Source organism: Saliterribacillus persicus (genome assembly GCF_003337485.1).
In the GTDB taxonomy this organism is placed as follows: domain Bacteria; phylum Bacillota; class Bacilli; order Bacillales; family Amphibacillaceae; genus Saliterribacillus; species Saliterribacillus persicus.
The window spans coordinates 21,231-39,012 of the sequence record NZ_QPJJ01000017.1 but is presented as its reverse complement, the minus strand read 5'-3'; the positions used below and the strand labels follow the sequence as shown (position 1 = coordinate 39,012).

At 39.1% G+C, this 17,782-nt stretch carries 26 protein-coding genes; all 26 read left to right on the top strand.

Annotation, left to right across the window (positions count from 1 at the left end; genetic code table 11):
- Positions 1 to 99 precede the first annotated feature (99 nt).
- On the top strand, positions 100 to 3,711 hold the full coding sequence (rpoC, locus tag DFR57_RS15870; RefSeq protein ID WP_114354203.1) for a DNA-directed RNA polymerase subunit beta': 3,612 nt from the start codon (positions 100 to 102) through the stop codon (positions 3,709 to 3,711).
- A gap of 232 nt (positions 3,712 to 3,943) precedes the next feature.
- Positions 3,944 to 4,195: a 50S ribosomal protein L7ae-like protein gene (locus DFR57_RS15865; RefSeq protein WP_114354202.1), complete on the top strand. Its 252-nt coding sequence runs from the start codon at positions 3,944 to 3,946 to the stop codon at positions 4,193 to 4,195.
- A 108-nt stretch (positions 4,196 to 4,303) separates the two neighbouring features.
- A complete protein-coding gene (rpsL, locus tag DFR57_RS15860) occupies positions 4,304 to 4,720 on the top strand; it encodes a 30S ribosomal protein S12 (RefSeq protein ID WP_114354201.1) in 417 nt (138 codons plus the stop codon).
- Positions 4,721 to 4,756: 36 nt separating this feature from the next.
- Positions 4,757 to 5,227, top strand: a complete 471-nt coding sequence (rpsG, locus tag DFR57_RS15855) for a 30S ribosomal protein S7 (RefSeq protein ID WP_114354200.1) — start codon at positions 4,757 to 4,759, stop codon at positions 5,225 to 5,227.
- 36 nt (positions 5,228 to 5,263) lie between these two features.
- On the top strand, positions 5,264 to 7,342 hold the full coding sequence (gene fusA / locus DFR57_RS15850) for an elongation factor G (protein ID WP_114354199.1): 2,079 nt from the start codon (positions 5,264 to 5,266) through the stop codon (positions 7,340 to 7,342).
- A gap of 118 nt (positions 7,343 to 7,460) precedes the next feature.
- Entirely contained in the window at positions 7,461 to 8,651 is a 1,191-nt protein-coding gene (gene tuf, locus DFR57_RS15845) for an elongation factor Tu (protein WP_114354198.1), read from the top strand.
- 427 nt (positions 8,652 to 9,078) lie between these two features.
- Complete coding sequence (rpsJ, locus tag DFR57_RS15840) at positions 9,079 to 9,387, top strand: 30S ribosomal protein S10 (RefSeq protein WP_114354197.1); 309 nt, start codon at positions 9,079 to 9,081, stop codon at positions 9,385 to 9,387.
- A 26-nt stretch (positions 9,388 to 9,413) separates the two neighbouring features.
- Positions 9,414 to 10,043: a 50S ribosomal protein L3 gene (gene rplC / locus DFR57_RS15835; RefSeq protein ID WP_114354196.1), complete on the top strand. Its 630-nt coding sequence runs from the start codon at positions 9,414 to 9,416 to the stop codon at positions 10,041 to 10,043.
- Positions 10,044 to 10,068: 25 nt separating this feature from the next.
- A complete protein-coding gene (gene rplD / locus DFR57_RS15830; RefSeq protein WP_114354195.1) occupies positions 10,069 to 10,692 on the top strand; it encodes a 50S ribosomal protein L4 in 624 nt (207 codons plus the stop codon).
- Positions 10,692 to 10,982 (top strand): 50S ribosomal protein L23, encoded by a 291-nt coding sequence (rplW, locus tag DFR57_RS15825; protein WP_114354194.1) that lies wholly within the window; start codon positions 10,692 to 10,694, stop codon positions 10,980 to 10,982. The genes rplD and rplW overlap by 1 nt, the downstream gene beginning before the upstream one ends.
- Positions 10,983 to 11,010: 28 nt before the next feature.
- Positions 11,011 to 11,841: a 50S ribosomal protein L2 gene (gene rplB / locus DFR57_RS15820; protein ID WP_114354193.1), complete on the top strand. Its 831-nt coding sequence runs from the start codon at positions 11,011 to 11,013 to the stop codon at positions 11,839 to 11,841.
- A 59-nt stretch (positions 11,842 to 11,900) separates the two neighbouring features.
- Positions 11,901 to 12,179: a 30S ribosomal protein S19 gene (rpsS, locus tag DFR57_RS15815; protein ID WP_114354192.1), complete on the top strand. Its 279-nt coding sequence runs from the start codon at positions 11,901 to 11,903 to the stop codon at positions 12,177 to 12,179.
- Positions 12,180 to 12,199: 20 nt separating this feature from the next.
- On the top strand, positions 12,200 to 12,541 hold the full coding sequence (gene rplV, locus DFR57_RS15810) for a 50S ribosomal protein L22 (RefSeq protein ID WP_114354191.1): 342 nt from the start codon (positions 12,200 to 12,202) through the stop codon (positions 12,539 to 12,541).
- A 3-nt stretch (positions 12,542 to 12,544) separates the two neighbouring features.
- Positions 12,545 to 13,186 carry a 30S ribosomal protein S3 gene (rpsC, locus tag DFR57_RS15805; protein ID WP_114354190.1) on the top strand — a complete coding sequence of 214 codons (642 nt, stop codon included), beginning with the start codon at positions 12,545 to 12,547 and terminating at the stop codon, positions 13,184 to 13,186.
- 17 nt (positions 13,187 to 13,203) lie between these two features.
- A complete protein-coding gene (gene rplP, locus DFR57_RS15800) occupies positions 13,204 to 13,638 on the top strand; it encodes a 50S ribosomal protein L16 (RefSeq protein ID WP_114354189.1) in 435 nt (144 codons plus the stop codon).
- The gene (gene rpmC, locus DFR57_RS15795; RefSeq protein WP_114354188.1) at positions 13,628 to 13,831 is read left to right on the top strand and encodes a 50S ribosomal protein L29; all 204 of its coding nucleotides are present in this window, start codon (positions 13,628 to 13,630) and stop codon (positions 13,829 to 13,831) included. The genes rplP and rpmC overlap by 11 nt, the downstream gene beginning before the upstream one ends.
- A 19-nt stretch (positions 13,832 to 13,850) precedes the next feature.
- Positions 13,851 to 14,114: a 30S ribosomal protein S17 gene (gene rpsQ, locus DFR57_RS15790; RefSeq protein WP_114354187.1), complete on the top strand. Its 264-nt coding sequence runs from the start codon at positions 13,851 to 13,853 to the stop codon at positions 14,112 to 14,114.
- A gap of 43 nt (positions 14,115 to 14,157) precedes the next feature.
- A complete protein-coding gene (rplN, locus tag DFR57_RS15785) occupies positions 14,158 to 14,526 on the top strand; it encodes a 50S ribosomal protein L14 (protein ID WP_114354186.1) in 369 nt (122 codons plus the stop codon).
- A 41-nt stretch (positions 14,527 to 14,567) separates the two neighbouring features.
- Entirely contained in the window at positions 14,568 to 14,879 is a 312-nt protein-coding gene (gene rplX, locus DFR57_RS15780) for a 50S ribosomal protein L24 (protein WP_114354185.1), read from the top strand.
- 27 nt (positions 14,880 to 14,906) lie between these two features.
- Positions 14,907 to 15,446, top strand: coding sequence for a 50S ribosomal protein L5 (gene rplE, locus DFR57_RS15775; RefSeq protein ID WP_114354184.1), 540 nt, complete (start codon positions 14,907 to 14,909; stop codon positions 15,444 to 15,446).
- Between the two features lie 29 nt (positions 15,447 to 15,475).
- A complete protein-coding gene (locus DFR57_RS15770; protein ID WP_114354183.1) occupies positions 15,476 to 15,661 on the top strand; it encodes a type Z 30S ribosomal protein S14 in 186 nt (61 codons plus the stop codon).
- 29 nt (positions 15,662 to 15,690) lie between these two features.
- Complete coding sequence (gene rpsH, locus DFR57_RS15765) at positions 15,691 to 16,089, top strand: 30S ribosomal protein S8 (protein WP_114354182.1); 399 nt, start codon at positions 15,691 to 15,693, stop codon at positions 16,087 to 16,089.
- A 31-nt stretch (positions 16,090 to 16,120) separates the two neighbouring features.
- Positions 16,121 to 16,657 carry a 50S ribosomal protein L6 gene (rplF, locus tag DFR57_RS15760; protein ID WP_114354181.1) on the top strand — a complete coding sequence of 179 codons (537 nt, stop codon included), beginning with the start codon at positions 16,121 to 16,123 and terminating at the stop codon, positions 16,655 to 16,657.
- 32 nt (positions 16,658 to 16,689) lie between these two features.
- Entirely contained in the window at positions 16,690 to 17,052 is a 363-nt protein-coding gene (gene rplR / locus DFR57_RS15755; protein ID WP_114354180.1) for a 50S ribosomal protein L18, read from the top strand.
- Positions 17,053 to 17,070: 18 nt separating this feature from the next.
- Complete coding sequence (gene rpsE / locus DFR57_RS15750) at positions 17,071 to 17,577, top strand: 30S ribosomal protein S5 (protein WP_114354179.1); 507 nt, start codon at positions 17,071 to 17,073, stop codon at positions 17,575 to 17,577.
- A 12-nt stretch (positions 17,578 to 17,589) separates the two neighbouring features.
- On the top strand, positions 17,590 to 17,775 hold the full coding sequence (rpmD, locus tag DFR57_RS15745; protein ID WP_114354178.1) for a 50S ribosomal protein L30: 186 nt from the start codon (positions 17,590 to 17,592) through the stop codon (positions 17,773 to 17,775).
- Positions 17,776 to 17,782 lie beyond the last annotated feature (7 nt).

Sequence of the window (17,782 nt, the reverse complement as noted above, 5' to 3'; positions counted from 1 at the left end):
ATAATGAAATAAATGTGGAGGAGGCGTAGTGTGTAAATACTACGCCGATCCCAACACTTTAATGGCTTAAACCAAAAGACTAAAAGGGAGGTAAGCCCCTTGTTAGATGTAAATAATTTTGAATATATGAAAATAGGCTTAGCGTCGCCAGAGAAGATTCGTTCTTGGTCCTTTGGTGAAGTGAAAAAACCTGAAACAATTAATTATCGTACATTGAAACCTGAAAAAGATGGGCTATTTTGTGAAAGAATCTTTGGTCCGCAAAAAGATTGGGAATGTCATTGTGGAAAGTACAAACGTGTCCGTTATAAAGGCGTTGTTTGTGATCGATGTGGGGTAGAAGTGACAAAAGCGAAAGTGCGTCGTGAGCGCATGGGTCACATTGAACTTGCAGCCCCTGTTTCTCATATCTGGTATTTCAAAGGTATTCCAAGCAGAATGGGGCTTGTGCTAGACATGTCTCCAAGAGCATTAGAAGAAGTTATTTACTTCGCTGCTTATATTGTTACTGATCCAGGTAATACAGCATTAGAGAAGAAGCAACTATTATCTGAAAAAGAATATCGTGCCTACCGTGATAAATACGGTAAATCGTTCCATGCAGCGATGGGTGCAGAAGCGATCAAAAAACTTCTTCAAGATATAGATCTTGAAAAAGAAGTGGAGGCTTTAAGAGAAGAATTAAAGTCTGCACAAGGTCAACGTAGAACAAGAGCGATCAAGCGTCTAGAAGTTATTGAAGCATTCCGTAATTCAGGTAATCATACCGATTGGATGATTATGGATGTACTTCCGATCATTCCTCCAGAATTGCGCCCTATGGTTCAATTAGATGGTGGACGTTTTGCTACCTCTGATTTAAATGACTTATATCGTCGGGTTATAAACCGTAACAACCGTTTAAAAAGATTATTAGATCTAGGTGCACCGAGCATAATCGTTCAAAACGAAAAGCGTATGTTACAAGAAGCGGTAGATGCGCTTATTGATAACGGTAGACGTGGTCGCCCTGTAACGGGTCCTGGTAATCGCCCATTAAAATCTTTATCACACATGCTTAAAGGGAAACAAGGTCGTTTCCGTCAAAACTTACTTGGTAAACGTGTAGACTATTCTGGTCGTTCGGTTATCGTTGTTGGGCCGCACCTAAAAATGTATCAGTGTGGTTTACCAAAAGAAATGGCAGTGGAGCTTTTTAAACCATTTATTATGAAGGAATTAGTAGAACGCGGTTTAGCACATAATATTAAATCAGCTAAACGTAAGATTGAACGTCTACATTCTGAAGTTTGGGACGTACTTGAACATGTAATTAAGGAGCACCCGGTTTTACTTAACCGTGCACCAACTTTACACCGTTTAGGAATTCAAGCTTTCGAACCTACATTAGTAGAAGGTCGCGCCATCCGTTTACACCCATTAGTATGTACAGCATATAACGCTGACTTTGATGGTGACCAAATGGCTGTGCACGTTCCGTTATCAGCAGAAGCACAAGCAGAAGCACGAATACTAATGCTTGCTGCACAAAATATATTGAATCCAAAAGATGGTAAACCAGTAGTAACACCTTCACAGGATATGGTGTTAGGTAACTACTATGTTACGATGGAGCGTGAAAACGCGATTGGTGAAGGTATAGCTGTGAAAGATTTAAATGAAGCAATTCTTGCTTACCAAAATGGCTATGTGCACCTGCATACAAGAGTCGCAGTGCAAACTAGTTCATTAAATAAAGCGACATTTACAAAAGAACAAAATGAGAAATTACTACTAACAACAGTTGGTAAATTAATTTTTAATGATATGCTGCCAGATTCATTCCCATATCTGAATGAACCTACGCAACAAAATTTAGAAGTAGCAACACCAGAGAAATACTTTATTGAAAAAGGTGCAAATGTTAAGGAAGAAATCGCTAAGCGCGAAATCATCCAACCTTTCAAAAAAGGTATTCTCGGAGATATTATTGCAGAAGTATTTAAACGATTTAAAATTAGTGAAACATCTAAAATGCTTGACCGTATGAAGGATTTAGGCTTTGCTTATTCAACAAAAGCTGGTATCACTGTTGGTGTATCCGATATTGTTGTATTAGCTGAGAAGGAAAAAATTCTTGAAGAAGCGCAAGACAGGGTTGATAAAGTTCTTAAACAATTTAGACGTGGTCTAATCACGGATGAAGAGCGTTACGATCGTGTTATTGCAATTTGGTCACAGTGTAAAGATGTTATCCAAGAAAAACTAATGAAAACACTAAATCCTCGTAACCCTATCTTTATGATGAGTGATTCTGGTGCTCGTGGTAACGCATCTAACTTTACACAGCTTGCTGGTATGCGTGGTTTGATGGCCAACCCGGCTGGTCGAATTATCGAATTACCGATTAAATCAAGCTTCCGTGAAGGTTTAACCGTATTAGAATACTTTATTTCAACACACGGTGCACGTAAAGGTCTTGCCGATACCGCACTGAAAACGGCAGACTCTGGTTACCTAACTCGTCGTCTAGTAGACGTAGCACAGGATGTTATTATTCGTGAAGAAGATTGCGGAACAGACCGAGGACTAACTGTAACGGCTATTACAGAAGGTAGTGAATTAATCGAACCATTAATTGATCGATTAATAGGTCGTACTGCTTTCCAAGATATACTTCATCCGGAAACAGGCGAGTTAATTATCGCTAAAAATGAAGTGATTTATGAAGATATCGCTAAAGTAATCATTGAATCAGGTATTGAAGAAGTGTTAATCCGTACAGTATTTACATGTAATACGAAGCACGGTGCTTGTAAAAAATGTTATGGTCGTAACTTAGCTACAGGGCAAGAGGTTGAGGTTGGTGAAGCAGTAGGTATTATTGCTGCACAATCAATCGGTGAACCAGGTACACAGTTAACGATGCGTACTTTCCACACTGGTGGGGTTGCAGGTAGTGATATTACCCAAGGTTTACCTCGTATTCAGGAAATATTCGAAGCGAGAAATCCAAAGGGTCAGGCTGTAATTTCTGAGTTACACGGTACAGTGCAAGATATAAGTGAAGTCAAAGATAAGCAAGAGATTGTTGTGCAAGGTGAAGTAGAGTCTAGAACCTATACTGCACCATACGGCGCTCGCTTAAAAGTGGCGATTGGCGATTCAATAGAATCAGGTGAACCATTAACAGAAGGTTCGATTGATCCAAAAGAATTGTTGAAAATCAAAGGAATTGACGGTGTTCAATCATACCTTCTAAAAGAGGTACAAAAAGTTTACCGTATGCAAGGGGTAGAAATTGGTGATAAGCACGTAGAAGTAATGGTAAGACAAATGCTTCGTAAAGTACGTGTTGCTGATGCTGGAGATACAGAAGTATTACCAGGCTCCTTACTTGAGATTCACCAATTCAAAGAAGCAAACAGCCGCGTATTACACAAAGCGGGTCAACCGGCAGTTGGAAGACCAGTTCTCTTGGGTATTACAAAGGCATCTCTAGAAACAGATTCATTCTTATCTGCTGCTTCGTTCCAAGAAACTACAAGAGTATTGACAGATGCAGCAATTAAAGGTAAGCGTGATGAGCTTCTAGGACTCAAGGAAAATGTAATTATCGGTAAGTTAGTTCCAGCTGGAACAGGCATGCAGCGTTATCGTAAAATTAAAGCAGAGCTTGCTGAAGATCCAAAAGTAGTCGAGGAAACTTTCACAGAAGAATTACCACAATAACTTCTGTAAAATAAAGCATAAAAGAAGGGAGAAGATTTAAGTCTCCTTCCTTCTGCTAGCTTAAAAAATTCAAGAGTGCTTTTAAAAACAAGGTCAAGGGAAAAGACTGGAAGCACCTATATGCTGTTAGAAAAATTGATGAAACATACAAATTTAAGTTGACATTAATTTTTATGGATGATAGTATATTTAAGGTGCTTCCGTTATCCTTGGTGCTTTGGAGGATATGAAGATGTCTTATGATAAAGTATCAGAGGTTAGTAGCCAACTGATAATCGGAACCAAACAAACATTAAAAGCCATGAGAAATGGTGAGGTAAAAGAAGTAATTATTGCTAGTGACGCAGCTTTGCATATTACGAGCAAAGTATCGCAAGTAGCAAATGACTTAGATATTCCATGTACCGAAGTCGATTCTATGAAGCGACTAGGGGAAGCATGCGGAATAGATGTTGGTGCTGCGGCGGTGGCGATTAAGCTATAAAGTTTTGGTGAATGAATATTCATTTACGAAGACTTTGTTTTTTGCCTAATTATGAACCACCTGGATATGTGGTATTACAAAACAGTAGAAAAGAGAGGAGGAAACAAGATGCCAACTATTAATCAATTAGTGCGTAAAGGTCGTGTAAGTAAAGGTAGAAAATCTGACTCACCTGCATTAAACAAAGGTTATAACAGCTTTAAAAAGTCACTTACCAATCAATCATCTCCACAAAAACGTGGTGTATGTACACGTGTAGGTACTTTAACTCCAAAGAAACCGAACTCAGCATTACGTAAGTATGCGCGTGTTCGTTTATCTAACCAAATCGAGGTAACTGCATATATCCCTGGGATTGGTCACAACCTTCAAGAACACAGTGTTGTACTTATCCGTGGAGGACGTGTAAAGGATTTACCTGGTGTGCGTTATCATATCGTACGTGGTGCATTAGATACTTCTGGAGTAGAAGGTCGTATGCAAGGTCGTTCAAAATATGGTGCGAAAAAACCAAAACAAAAATAAATGAGAAACTCATCTTGAGTGAAAGGAGGGGGACATATGCCACGTAAAGGTCCAGTAGTAAAACGTGATGTCTTACCAGATCCGTTATATAATTCAAAGCTTGTAACTCGTCTAATCAACCAAATTATGGTGGATGGAAAAAGAGGGATAGCACAAAAAATTCTTTATAGTGCGTTTGAACTTGTTCAAGAACGTAGTGGACAAAACTCTATGGAAGTATTTGAACAAGCTATGAAGAACGTAATGCCTGTTCTTGAAGTTCGTGCTCGTCGTGTTGGTGGTTCTAACTACCAAGTACCGGTTGAAGTACGTCCAGAAAGACGTCAAGCATTAGGTTTACGCTACATTGTTAACTATTCACGTCTTCGTGGAGAGAAAACAATGGAAGAGCGATTAGCAAATGAAATTTTAGATGCATCTAACAACACTGGTGCATCAGTGAAGAAACGTGAAGAAATGCATAAAATGGCTGAAGCTAACAAAGCATTCGCACACTATCGTTGGTAATAAACAAACTACTTTAATTAGGAAGGAGAAATGTTCATGGCTAGAGAGTTCTCCTTGGAGAATACACGTAATATTGGTATCATGGCACACATTGATGCTGGTAAAACAACATGTACAGAGCGTATTCTTTTTTATACAGGAAGAATCCACAAAATTGGTGAAACACACGAAGGTGCTTCACAGATGGACTGGATGGAACAAGAACAAGAGCGCGGGATTACGATCACTTCTGCAGCAACAACTGCACAATGGAAGGGTCACCGTATTAACATTATCGATACACCAGGACACGTAGACTTCACAGTAGAAGTTGAGCGTTCATTACGTGTATTAGATGGTGCGGTTGCAGTATTAGATGCACAATCTGGTGTAGAACCACAAACAGAAACTGTTTGGCGTCAAGCTACAACTTACGGGGTTCCTCGTGTTGTATTTGTAAACAAAATGGATAAAATCGGTGCTGACTTCATTTATTCAGTAGGTACGCTTGGAGATAGACTTGGAGCAAATGCTCATCCAGTACAACTTCCAATCGGTGCTGAAGATGATTTTGAAGGTATCATTGATCTTATCAATATGGAAGCTTTCTTCTATTTAGATGATTTAGGAACTCGTGCTGAAGCTAAGCCGATTCCTGAAGAATATAAAGCTCAAGCAGAAGAATATCGCACAAAATTAGTAGAAGCAGTTTCAGAATTAGATGAAGATCTAATGATGCGTTACTTAGAAGGGGAAGAAATTTCAAACGATGAACTTAAACAAGCTGTTCGTACAGCAACTTTAAGCGTTGAATTCTACCCAGTATTCTGTGGTTCTGCTTTTAAAAACAAAGGTGTTCAATTATTAATTGATGGTGTAGTAGATTACTTACCAGCACCGACTGACGTACCACCAATCGAAGGTATTGTGCCACAAACAGAAGAAAAAGTAATCCGTAAATCAGATGATAGTGAGCCTTTCTCTGCATTAGCATTTAAGGTTGCCACTGACCCATTTGTTGGTAAACTTACATTCTTCCGCGTTTATTCTGGTACACTTAATGCCGGTTCTTACGTTAAAAACTCAACAAAAGATAAGCGTGAACGTGTTGGTCGTATCTTGCAAATGCATGCTAACTCTCGTCAAGAGATCTCTACTGTTTATTCAGGGGATATCGCTGGTGCGGTTGGCTTAAAAGATACGAGCACAGGGGATACACTTTGTGACGAAAAGAATCTAGTAATTCTTGAGTCAATGGAATTCCCAGATCCGGTTATCTCAGTAGCAATTGAACCTAAGTCAAAAGCCGATCAAGATAAAATGGCGATTGCACTTGGTAAACTTGCAGAAGAAGATCCAACCTTTAAAACTGAAACGAACCAAGAAACTGGTCAAACGATCATCTCTGGTATGGGTGAATTACACCTTGATATCATTGTTGACCGTATGAGACGTGAATTTAAAGTAGAAGCGAATGTAGGTGCTCCTCAAGTATCTTATCGTGAAACTTTCCGTGGTTCAGCTGAAGTTGAAGGTAAATTCGTTCGTCAATCTGGTGGTCGTGGACAATATGGTCACGTTTGGGTGAAATTTGAGCCAAACGAAGAGGGCGCTGGATATGAATTTGTTAATAAAATTGTTGGTGGGGTTGTTCCTCGTGAATATATTCCATCTGTAGAAGCTGGAATTAGAGACTCTTTACAAAATGGTGTATTAGCAGGTTATCCGTTAATCGATGTGAAGGCGACGCTTTATGATGGAAGCTATCACGATGTCGATTCAAACGAAACTGCATTTAGAGTAGCTGCATCTATGGCTCTTAAATCAGCGAAAAACAAGTGTAGCCCAGTAATCTTAGAACCTATGATGAAGGTAGAAATTGTTATACCTGAAGAATACATGGGAGATATTATGGGTGATGTTACATCTAGACGTGGTCGTGTAGAAGGTATGGAAGCTCGTGGAAATGCACAAGTAGTTAAATCATTTGTGCCACTAGCTGAAATGTTTGGTTATGCAACTGCGTTACGTTCTAACACACAAGGGCGTGGTGTATACACAATGCACTTTGATCACTATGAAGAAGTACCGAAAAGTATTTCTGAAGAAATTATTAAGAAAAACGCTGGCGAATAATTGATTTTTTTCGCAATCTAAAGTATAACTTGTATTGTAGGCTTAGAATGAGTTAAATCTTCTAAGCAGGCAATACTTGGAATATAAAAACTTAACACAAATAAAGGAGGAAATATAAATGGGTAAAGAAAAATTCGACCGTTCAAAAGACCACGTTAATATTGGTACAATTGGACACGTTGACCATGGTAAAACAACATTAACAGCTGCAATTACAAACGTATTATTCAACAAATATGGCAGAGGGGAAGCACGCGCGTATGATCAAATCGATGGTGCTCCTGAAGAAAGAGAACGTGGAATCACAATCTCTACTGCACACGTTGAGTATGAAACTGACAATCGTCACTATGCACACGTAGATTGCCCAGGACACGCTGACTATGTTAAGAACATGATCACTGGTGCTGCACAAATGGATGGAGCTATCCTAGTAGTATCTGCTGCTGATGGCCCAATGCCACAAACTCGTGAGCACATCCTTTTATCACGTCAAGTAGGGGTACCTGCAATCGTAGTATTCCTTAACAAATGTGACATGGTGGATGACGAAGAACTTCTTGAGTTAGTAGAAATGGAAGTTCGTGACCTTCTTTCTGAGTACGACTTCCCTGGTGATGACGTACCAGTTATCAAAGGTTCAGCTCTTAAAGCACTAGAAGGAGACGAAGAGTATGTAAATGCTATCTTCGAACTTATGACTGCTGTTGATGAGTATATCCCTAGACCAGATCGTGACACTGAAAAACCATTCATGATGCCAGTTGAGGACGTATTCTCAATCACTGGACGTGGAACTGTTGCTACAGGACGTGTTGAGCGTGGTGTAGTAAAAGTTGGGGATGAAATTGAAATCATTGGTCTTGCAGAATCGGCTTCTAAAACAACTGTTACAGGAGTAGAAATGTTCCGTAAGCTTCTTGACTATGCTGAAGCTGGTGACAACATTGGTGCTCTACTTCGTGGGGTTGCTCGTGAAGACATCAACCGTGGTCAAGTACTAGCTAAGCCTGGTACAATTACTCCACACACAAACTTCAAAGCTGAAGTTTATGTATTATCAAAAGAAGAAGGTGGACGTCATACTCCATTCTTCTCTAACTACCGTCCACAGTTTTACTTCCGTACAACGGACGTAACTGGTGTTATCGAACTTCCTGAAGGCGTAGAAATGGTTATGCCTGGAGATAACATTGAAATGACAGTAGAACTTATTTCACCAATCGCGATTGAAGATGGAACTAAATTCTCAATCCGTGAAGGTGGACGTACTGTTGGTGCTGGTGTAGTAGCAAACATTACTAAGTAATACACCGCAACTTTAAATGAAATCAAAGATCAGGTAGCTTCTATGTTACCTGATCTTTTTATTGGTTATTAAGTCATTATAAAAAGCTATGCAGAAGTCTGACACTTCATTTTGAGAATTATATAAAATGGAAATAGTGATAGAATAAGAAATTGAAGAAAAATGAAAGTCTATATAATAGGCTAACCTAGTCAAAATAATTAGATTGATAAACGCTACAAATAAAAATGCTATAAAAATTTTAAAAAAGAGCTAAAAAGGCTTGCAATCACGTAATTTCTTATATATAATGAATAATGTTGGTCATAAATAAGGCGATGATGTGGAAGGTTGTTGGCACACCAGGCCCCTTTGCCATGGCGAGTGTGAAAAAGAAATTTCCACGGAGAAAGTCTATTAATCAAATGGGCGAAAAGGAGGGTAAATAATGGCAAAAGAAAAAATCAGAATTCGTTTAAAAGCGTATGATCACCGTATTCTAGATCAATCAGCTGAGAAAATTGTAGATACTGCAAAACGTTCAGGTGCAGGTGTTTCTGGACCAATTCCGTTACCTACGGAGAAGTCAATTTACACAGTACTACGTGCGGTGCACAAGTACAAGGATTCTCGTGAGCAATTTGAAATGCGCACACATAAACGCTTAATTGATATTCTTAGTCCTACACCAAAAACTGTTGATGCTCTTATGAGACTCGACTTACCATCTGGTGTGGATATCGAAATCAAACTATAATATATATTTTTTAGGAGGTGTAACGGATGGCGAAAGGAATCTTAGGTCGCAAAGTCGGCATGACGCAATTGTTTTCAGAAAATGGAGAATTAATTCCGGTAACAGTCGTAGAAGCAGAACCTAATATCGTTCTACAAAAAAGAACAAGCGAAAATGATGGCTATGAAGCAATTCAAATTGGTTTTAGTGATCAGAAAGAAGTTCGTGCGAATAAGCCTCAAAAAGGGCATGCTGCAAAAGCTAGTACAACTCCTAAGCGCTTCGTTCGTGAAATCCGTGACGTTAACCTTGACGATTATGAAGTAGGTCAAGAAGTGAACGTTGAGATTTTTCAAGCAGGAGACATAATTGATGTAACTGGTACTTCTAAAGGGAAAGGTTTCCAAGGCGCAATCAAACGTCACAACCAATCTCGCGGACCAATGACACACGGTTCTAGATATCATAGAAGACCTGGTACAATGGGTCCAATTGATCCAATGCGTGTATTTAAAGGTAAAAACTTACCAGGACAAATGGGTGGAGAGCAAATCACTATCCAAAACCTTGAAGTAGTAAAAGTTGACGCAGAGCGCAACTTACTTCTAATTAAAGGGAATGTTCCAGGTCCAAAAAAATCATTCGTAAAAATAGCGAGTGCAATAAAGGCTAACTAATAATTGATTGAAGGGAGGATATGTCATGCCTAAAGTAGCACTATTCAACCAAAGCGGATCACAAGTAGGTGATGTGGAATTAAACGATGCAGTTTTCGGCATTGAGCCAAACGAGCACGTATTACACGATGCAGTAGTAATGCAACGCGCTTCTTTACGTCAAGGAACGCATGCTGTTAAAAATCGCTCAGATGTACGCGGCGGAGGTCGTAAACCATGGCGTCAAAAAGGAACTGGACGTGCGCGTCAAGGTTCTATACGCTCACCACAATGGGTAGGTGGTGGAACAGTATTTGGTCCAACACCACGTAGCTATAGCTACAAATTACCAAAGAAAGTTCGTAGACTAGCACTTAAATCTGCTTTTTCATCTAAATTAAAAGATGATAGCTTAGTTGTGTTAGAATCTCTTACTTTTGAAAAGCCAAAGACAAAAGATGTTATTGCTCTTTTATCATCATTAAATGTAGATAGAAAAGCATTAATTGTTACTGCTGATGTAGACGATGTAGTAGCTCGTTCAGCTAACAATTTAAAGAACGTTAAAGTATTAACCGTAAGCGAAGTTAATGTACTAGACTTGCTTACGCATGACAAGCTGATCTTAACGAAAGAAGCAGCTGAAAAAGCAGGGGAGGTGCTTGCATAATGAAGGAACCACGTGATATTATTAAGCGCCCAATCATTACAGAACACTCTGCAGATTTAATGGCAGAAAAGAAATATACGTTCGAAGTAAGCAAAAAGGCAAACAAAACAGAAATTAAAGACGCAATCGAAGTTATCTTTGGTGTAAAAGTTATCAATGTAAATACGATTAACAAAAAAGGTAAATTCAAGCGCATGGGTCGTTACGGCGGATATCGTCCGAATCGTAAAAAAGCTATTGTACAACTATCAAATGATAGTAAAGAACTCGATTTCTTTGAAAGTTTATAAAATCTAATCACAGAAGGAGGGAAATCAGATGGCGATTAAAAAGTACAAACCAACCACAAATGGACGTAGAGGAATGACTAGTTCAGATTTTGCTGACATTACAACAAATGTACCTGAAAAATCTTTACTTGCTCCATTAAGCAAACGTGGTGGACGTAATAATCAAGGTAAATTAACAGTTCGTCATCAAGGCGGTGGACATAAGCGTAAGTATCGTATTATCGACTTTAAACGTGACAAAGATGGAATACCAGGACGCGTTGCTACAGTTGAATATGATCCAAACCGCTCAGCGAATATCGCTTTAATTCATTACGCAGATGGTGAAAAACGTTATATCATCGCACCAAAAGGCTTACAAGTAGGCCAAGATATTGAATCAGGAGCAAATGCTGATATCAAATCAGGTAACGCATTACCACTTATCAACATTCCTGTTGGTACAATTATTCACAACATTGAACTTAAACCAGGACGTGGAGCTCAGTTGGCTCGTTCAGCTGGTGCACAAGCACAAATCCTTGGTCGTGAAGGTAAATACGTATTAGTACGTTTATCTTCTGGTGAAGTAAGACTAGTATTATCTACTTGTCGTGCTACAGTAGGTCAAGTTGGTAATTTAGAGCATGAATTAATCAAAGTCGGTAAAGCAGGTCGTTCACGCTGGAAAGGCATTCGCCCTACAGTTCGTGGTTCTGTTATGAACCCTAATGATCACCCACACGGTGGTGGTGAAGGTCGTGCACCAATTGGACGTAAATCACCAATGTCACCATGGGGCAAACCTACACTTGGTTACAAAACTCGTAAACGCAACAAACCGTCAGATAAATATATTATTCGTAAGCGTAAAAAATAACGGGATTGCATGACGGGAACTAAAGCCCGTCTGACAATCGCGAAGGGAGGCTTATATTTATGGGTCGTAGCTTAAAAAAAGGACCTTTCGCAGATGATCATTTATTGAAAAAGGTAGATAAATTGAATGAAGACGATAAAAAACAGGTGGTTAAAACTTGGTCACGTCGTTCAACAATTTTCCCTAGCTTCATTGGTCATACATTCGCTGTATATGATGGTCGTAAACACGTGCCTGTCTATGTTACAGAAGACATGGTAGGACACAAATTAGGCGAATTCGCTCCATCGCGTACTTATAGAGGGCATGCTGGAGACGACAAGAAAACAAAACGTTAATTTGAGAGGAGGTACTCCTAATGCAAGCAAAAGCTGTATCTAAATCAGTTCGTATTGCTCCTCGCAAAGTTCGTCTAGTCGTAGATTTAATTAGAGGAAAAAATGTTGGAGAAGCAATTGCGACACTTAAGCATACACAACGTGGTGCATCAATCGTTGTGGAAAAAGTATTAAATTCTGCTATCGCAAACGCAGAGCACAATTACGAAATGGATATTGACAATCTATATATTTCAGAAGCATTCGTTAATGAGGGTGCTACTTTAAAAAGATTTCGTCCACGTGCACAAGGTCGTGCATCACAAATCAATAAAAGAACCAGCCATATAACAGTGGTTGTATCAGAAAAGAAGGAGGGATAATCTGTGGGTCAAAAAATTAATCCGATTGGTTTTCGTATTGGCGTAATCCGTGATTGGGAATCAAAATGGTATGCAGGCAAAGATTATGCAGACCTCTTACATGAAGATATCAAAATCCGTGAATATATTGAAAAACGTTTAAAAGATGGCGCTGTTTCTAAAGTAGAAATCGAACGTGCTGCAAATCGTGTAAACATTTCAATCTCCACTGCGAAGCCAGGTATGGTTATTGGTAAGGGTGGTTCTGAAGTAGAAGCACTTCGTAAATCTTTAAATGAATTAACTGGTAAAAGAGTACACATCAACATTGTTGAAGTGAAAAAAGCAGACTTAGATGCAAAATTAGTTGCAGAGAACATTGCTCGTCAACTAGAAAACCGTGTATCTTTCCGTCGTGCTCAAAAACAAACAATTCAACGTGCTATGCGTCAAGGAGCGAAAGGTATTCGTACTCAAGTTTCTGGTCGTCTTGGCGGAGCTGATATTGCTCGTGCAGAACATTATAGTGAAGGAACTGTACCACTACACACATTACGTGCTGATATCGATTATGGTACTGCAGAAGCAGATACTACTTACGGTAAGCTTGGCGTAAAAGTGTGGATCTATCGTGGAGAAGTCCTTCCAACGAAAAACAAAAAGTAAGGAAGGGGGCAAGCATTATGTTAATGCCTAAACGTGTAAAACATCGTAAACAACATCGTGGTAAAATGAGAGGGAAAGCAAAAGGTGGTACAACCGTTGCTTTCGGTGAATATGGATTGCAAGCACTAGAAGCTTCATGGATCACAAGCAGACAAATTGAATCTGCTCGTATAGCGATGACTCGTTATATGAAACGTGGAGGTAAAGTGTGGATTAAAATTTTCCCAGATAAGCCTTATACTGCTAAGCCTCTAGAAGTTCGTATGGGTTCCGGTAAAGGTGCTCCAGAAGGATGGGTAGCAGTAGTTAAGCCAGGTAAAATAATGTTTGAAATCGCAGGTGTTTCTGAGGAAGTAGCGCGTGAAGCATTACGCCTTGCATCTCATAAATTACCGATCAAGACTAAATTTGTAAAACGTGAAGAAATTGGTGGTGAAATCAATGAAGGCTAATGAAATTAGAGAACTAACCACTGCCGAAATTGAACAAAAAATCAAATCATTAAAAGAAGAGCTTTTCAATTTGCGTTTCCAATTAGCTACTGGTCAATTGGAAAACACTGCACGTCTACGTGAAGTACGCAAGTCAATCGCTCGTATGAAAACTGTAGTTCGTGAACGTGAAATAAGCGTAAATAACGGATAATGAAGGAGGTTAGCCTCAAATGAGTGAACGTAATAATCGTAAAGTCTATACAGGACGTGTGGTATCCGACAAAATGGATAAAACTATTACTGTTGTAGTTGAGACGTATAAATTCCATAAATTATATGGCAAGCGTGTTCGATATTCTAAGAAACTTAAAACTCATGATGAAAACAATCAAGCTAAAATTGGCGATATTGTTAAAATCATGGAAACTCGCCCACTATCAGCAACTAAACGTTTTCGTTTAATTGAAGTGGTTGAAGAATCTGTAATTATCTAATTAAAGTTCGCTCGGATAATGTCCGAAGGGAGGTAACACTGATATGATTCAACAGGAAAGTCGTTTAAAGGTTGCAGACAATTCTGGCGCTCGTGAAGTACTTACAATTAAAGTATTGGGTGGATCCGGACGTAAAACTGCAAATATCGGTGATGTAATTGTCTGTACAGTGAAAGAAGCAACACCAGGTGGCGTTGTCAAAAAAGGTGAAGTAGTTAAAGCAGTTATTGTTCGTACAAAAAGCGGAGTAAGAAGAAAAGACGGTTCTTATATCAAGTTCGATGAGAACGCAGCAGTAATCATCCGTGACGATCAAAGTCCAAGAGGAACTCGTATTTTTGGACCAGTTGCACGTGAATTACGTGATGCGAAGTTTATGAAAATCGTATCTCTAGCTCCAGAAGTATTATAAAAGCACGATACGGAAAACCCGTGTAAGGAGGTGCGTATAGCATGCATGTCAAAAAAGGCGATAAAGTACAAGTGATTTCAGGTAAAGATAAAGGAAAGCAAGGAACAATTCTTGCAGCATTTCCTAAAAAAGACCGTGTACTTGTAGAAGGAGTTAACGTTGTGAAAAAACACGCGAAACCTTCACAAGACAATCCACAGGGTGGTATTTTGAATCAAGAAGCATCAATTCACATATCAAACGTGTTGCCAATTGATCCAAAATCAGGCGAACCAACACGAGTTGGTTATGAAGTACGTGATGGAAAGAAAGTTCGTATCGCTAAAAAATCAGGTGAAACGTTAGATAAATAACATTAGCGGCGAAAGGAGGTTTACTTGATGAACGCGTTAAAAGAAAAATACAAAAGTGATATTGTTTCTGCTCTAGTAGAAAAATTTAACTATGATTCGGTTATGGAAGTACCTAAAATCGATAAAATTGTAATTAATATGGGTGTGGGAGATGCGGTTCAGAATTCAAAAGCGTTAGATTCTGCTGTTGAAGAGTTATCACAAATCTCTGGTCAACAACCTGTAATAACAAAAGCAAAAAAATCAATTGCTGGTTTCCGTTTACGTGAAGGAATGCCAATCGGTGCGAAAGTTACACTACGTGGAGAGCGTATGTATGATTTCCTTCAAAAACTTATTGATGTATCACTTCCACGTGTACGTGACTTCCGTGGTATCTCAAAGAAAGCTTTTGATGGTCGTGGTAACTACACACTAGGTGTGAAAGAGCAATTGATTTTCCCAGAAATAAATTATGACCAAGTAAACAAAGTAAGAGGAATGGACATCGTCATTGTTACAACGGCGAACACAGATGAAGAAGCTGCTGAACTCTTAACGCAACTTGGCATGCCTTTCCAACAATAAGCGCAAAGCTAAAATAAGGAGGGAAAATAGTGGCTAAAAAATCAATGATCGCAAAGCAACAACGCAAAGCTAAATATCCAGTACAAGAATATACACGTTGTGAACGTTGTGGACGTCCACATTCAGTTATTCGTAAGTTTAGATTATGCCGAATTTGTTTCCGCGAACTTGCATATAAAGGTCAAATTCCTGGTGTCAAAAAAGCAAGCTGGTAATCCCCGATTAGGGAAGGAGGTAAAGATAAATGGTTATGACAGATCCAATTGCAGATATGCTAACTCGTATTCGTAATGCAAACATGGTGCGCCATGAAAAGTTAGAGCTACCTGCCTCTAACGTGAAAAAAGAAATTGCTGATATTCTTAAGCGTGAAGGTTTCATTCGCGATTATGAATATGTTCAAGATGATAAACAAGGAATTCTTCGTATTTTCTTGAAATACGGTGTAAACGAAGAGCGTGTTATTACTGGACTTAAACGTATCAGTAAACCAGGACTTCGCGTTTATGCAAAAGCAGAGGAGCTTCCTAAAGTATTAAACGGCTTAGGTATTGCTGTCGTTTCAACTTCTAAAGGAGTTTTATCTGATAAAGAAGCACGCGCGCAAGCGATCGGTGGAGAAGTGCTTGCATATATTTGGTAAGTTATTCAAAGATGACAGGAGGTGCATTTAAATGTCTCGAATAGGATTAAAAATATTGGAAATTCCTGAAGGTGTTGACATTAAAATCAATGGCAATACAATTACTGTTAAAGGCCCTAAAGGGGAATTGACACGTGATTTTCATCAGGATATGACTGTAAAAATAGAAGATAACGTATTAACTGTGGAACGTCCAAGTGACAGCAAGCAGCATCGTGCCCTGCACGGTACTACTCGCAGTATCATTGGAAACATGGTTGAAGGTGTTCATAAAGGATACGAAAAAGCGTTAGAAATTCAAGGTGTTGGTTACCGTGCTACTAAACAAGGTTCAAAACTTGTTGTAAGTGCTGGATATTCTCACCCTGTAGAAGTAGAGCAACCAGAAGGAATTGAATTTGATGTACCTGCCAATACAAGAGTAGTGGTAAAAGGTATCGATAAAGAATTAGTTGGTGCAATTACAGCTAACATTCGTGCGATCCGTCCTCCAGAACCATATAAAGGTAAGGGAATTCGTTACGAAGGCGAATATGTACGCCGTAAAGAAGGTAAAACTGCTAAGTAAGGTTAGTTAGGGAACAGAAAGGAGTGACCTAGATGATCACAAAGCCTGATAAAAATGATGTACGTAAGAAAAGACACTTACGTATTCGAAAAAACCTTTTTGGAACAGCTGAACGTCCACGTTTAAATGTATTTCGTTCAAACAAACACGTTTATGCACAGCTAATCGACGATGTTAACAACGTAACATTAGCAAGTGCATCAACCGTTGATAACGAATTAACAATAGATGGTACTGGTAACGTAGAAGCGGCTAAAAAAGTCGGAGAATTAATTGCAAAACGTGCTCAAGATAAAGGATTTAAGAACGTTGTATTTGATCGTGGTGGATATTTATACCATGGTCGTGTAAAAGCTTTAGCGGATGCTGCTCGTGAAGCAGGTCTTGAATTTTAATTGTAAAAGGAGGGACATATGTTGCGTACACACATCGACCCAAATAATTTAGACTTAGAAGAACGCGTTGTTACGATTAATCGTGTAGCAAAAGTAGTTAAAGGTGGACGTCGTTTCCGTTTTGCTGCATTAGTAGTAGTCGGAGATAAGAACGGACACGTTGGTTTTGGTACTGGTAAAGCTCAAGAAGTACCAGACGCTATTAAAAAAGCTATTGATGATGCAAAGAAAAACTTGATCAATGTACCGATCGTAGGTACTACTATACCGCATGAGATTACAGGTCAATTTGGTGCTGGAAGCATTCTTATGAAGCCAGCAGCAGAAGGTACTGGAGTTATCGCGGGCGGACCGGTTCGTGCTGTTTTAGAACTTGCAGGTGTTGGTGATATTTTATCTAAATCACTTGGTTCTAACACACCAATTAACATGGTTCGTGCAACTATTACTGGACTAACCGAATTAAAGCGCGCGGAAGACGTTGCTAAATTACGTGGTAAGTCAGTAGAAGAATTGTTAGGATAGGAGGGAAATCATATGTCTAATAAATTAGAAATTACCCTCAAGCGCAGTGTCATCGGTAGATCTGAAGTTCAAAGAGCTACGGTTCAAACACTTGGTTTAAGAAAAATGCATCAATCAGTAGTCCGTGAAGATACTCCTGTCGTGCGAGGCATGATCAATAAAGTATCACATTTAGTAGAAGTGAAAGAAGTACAATAAATTTAGT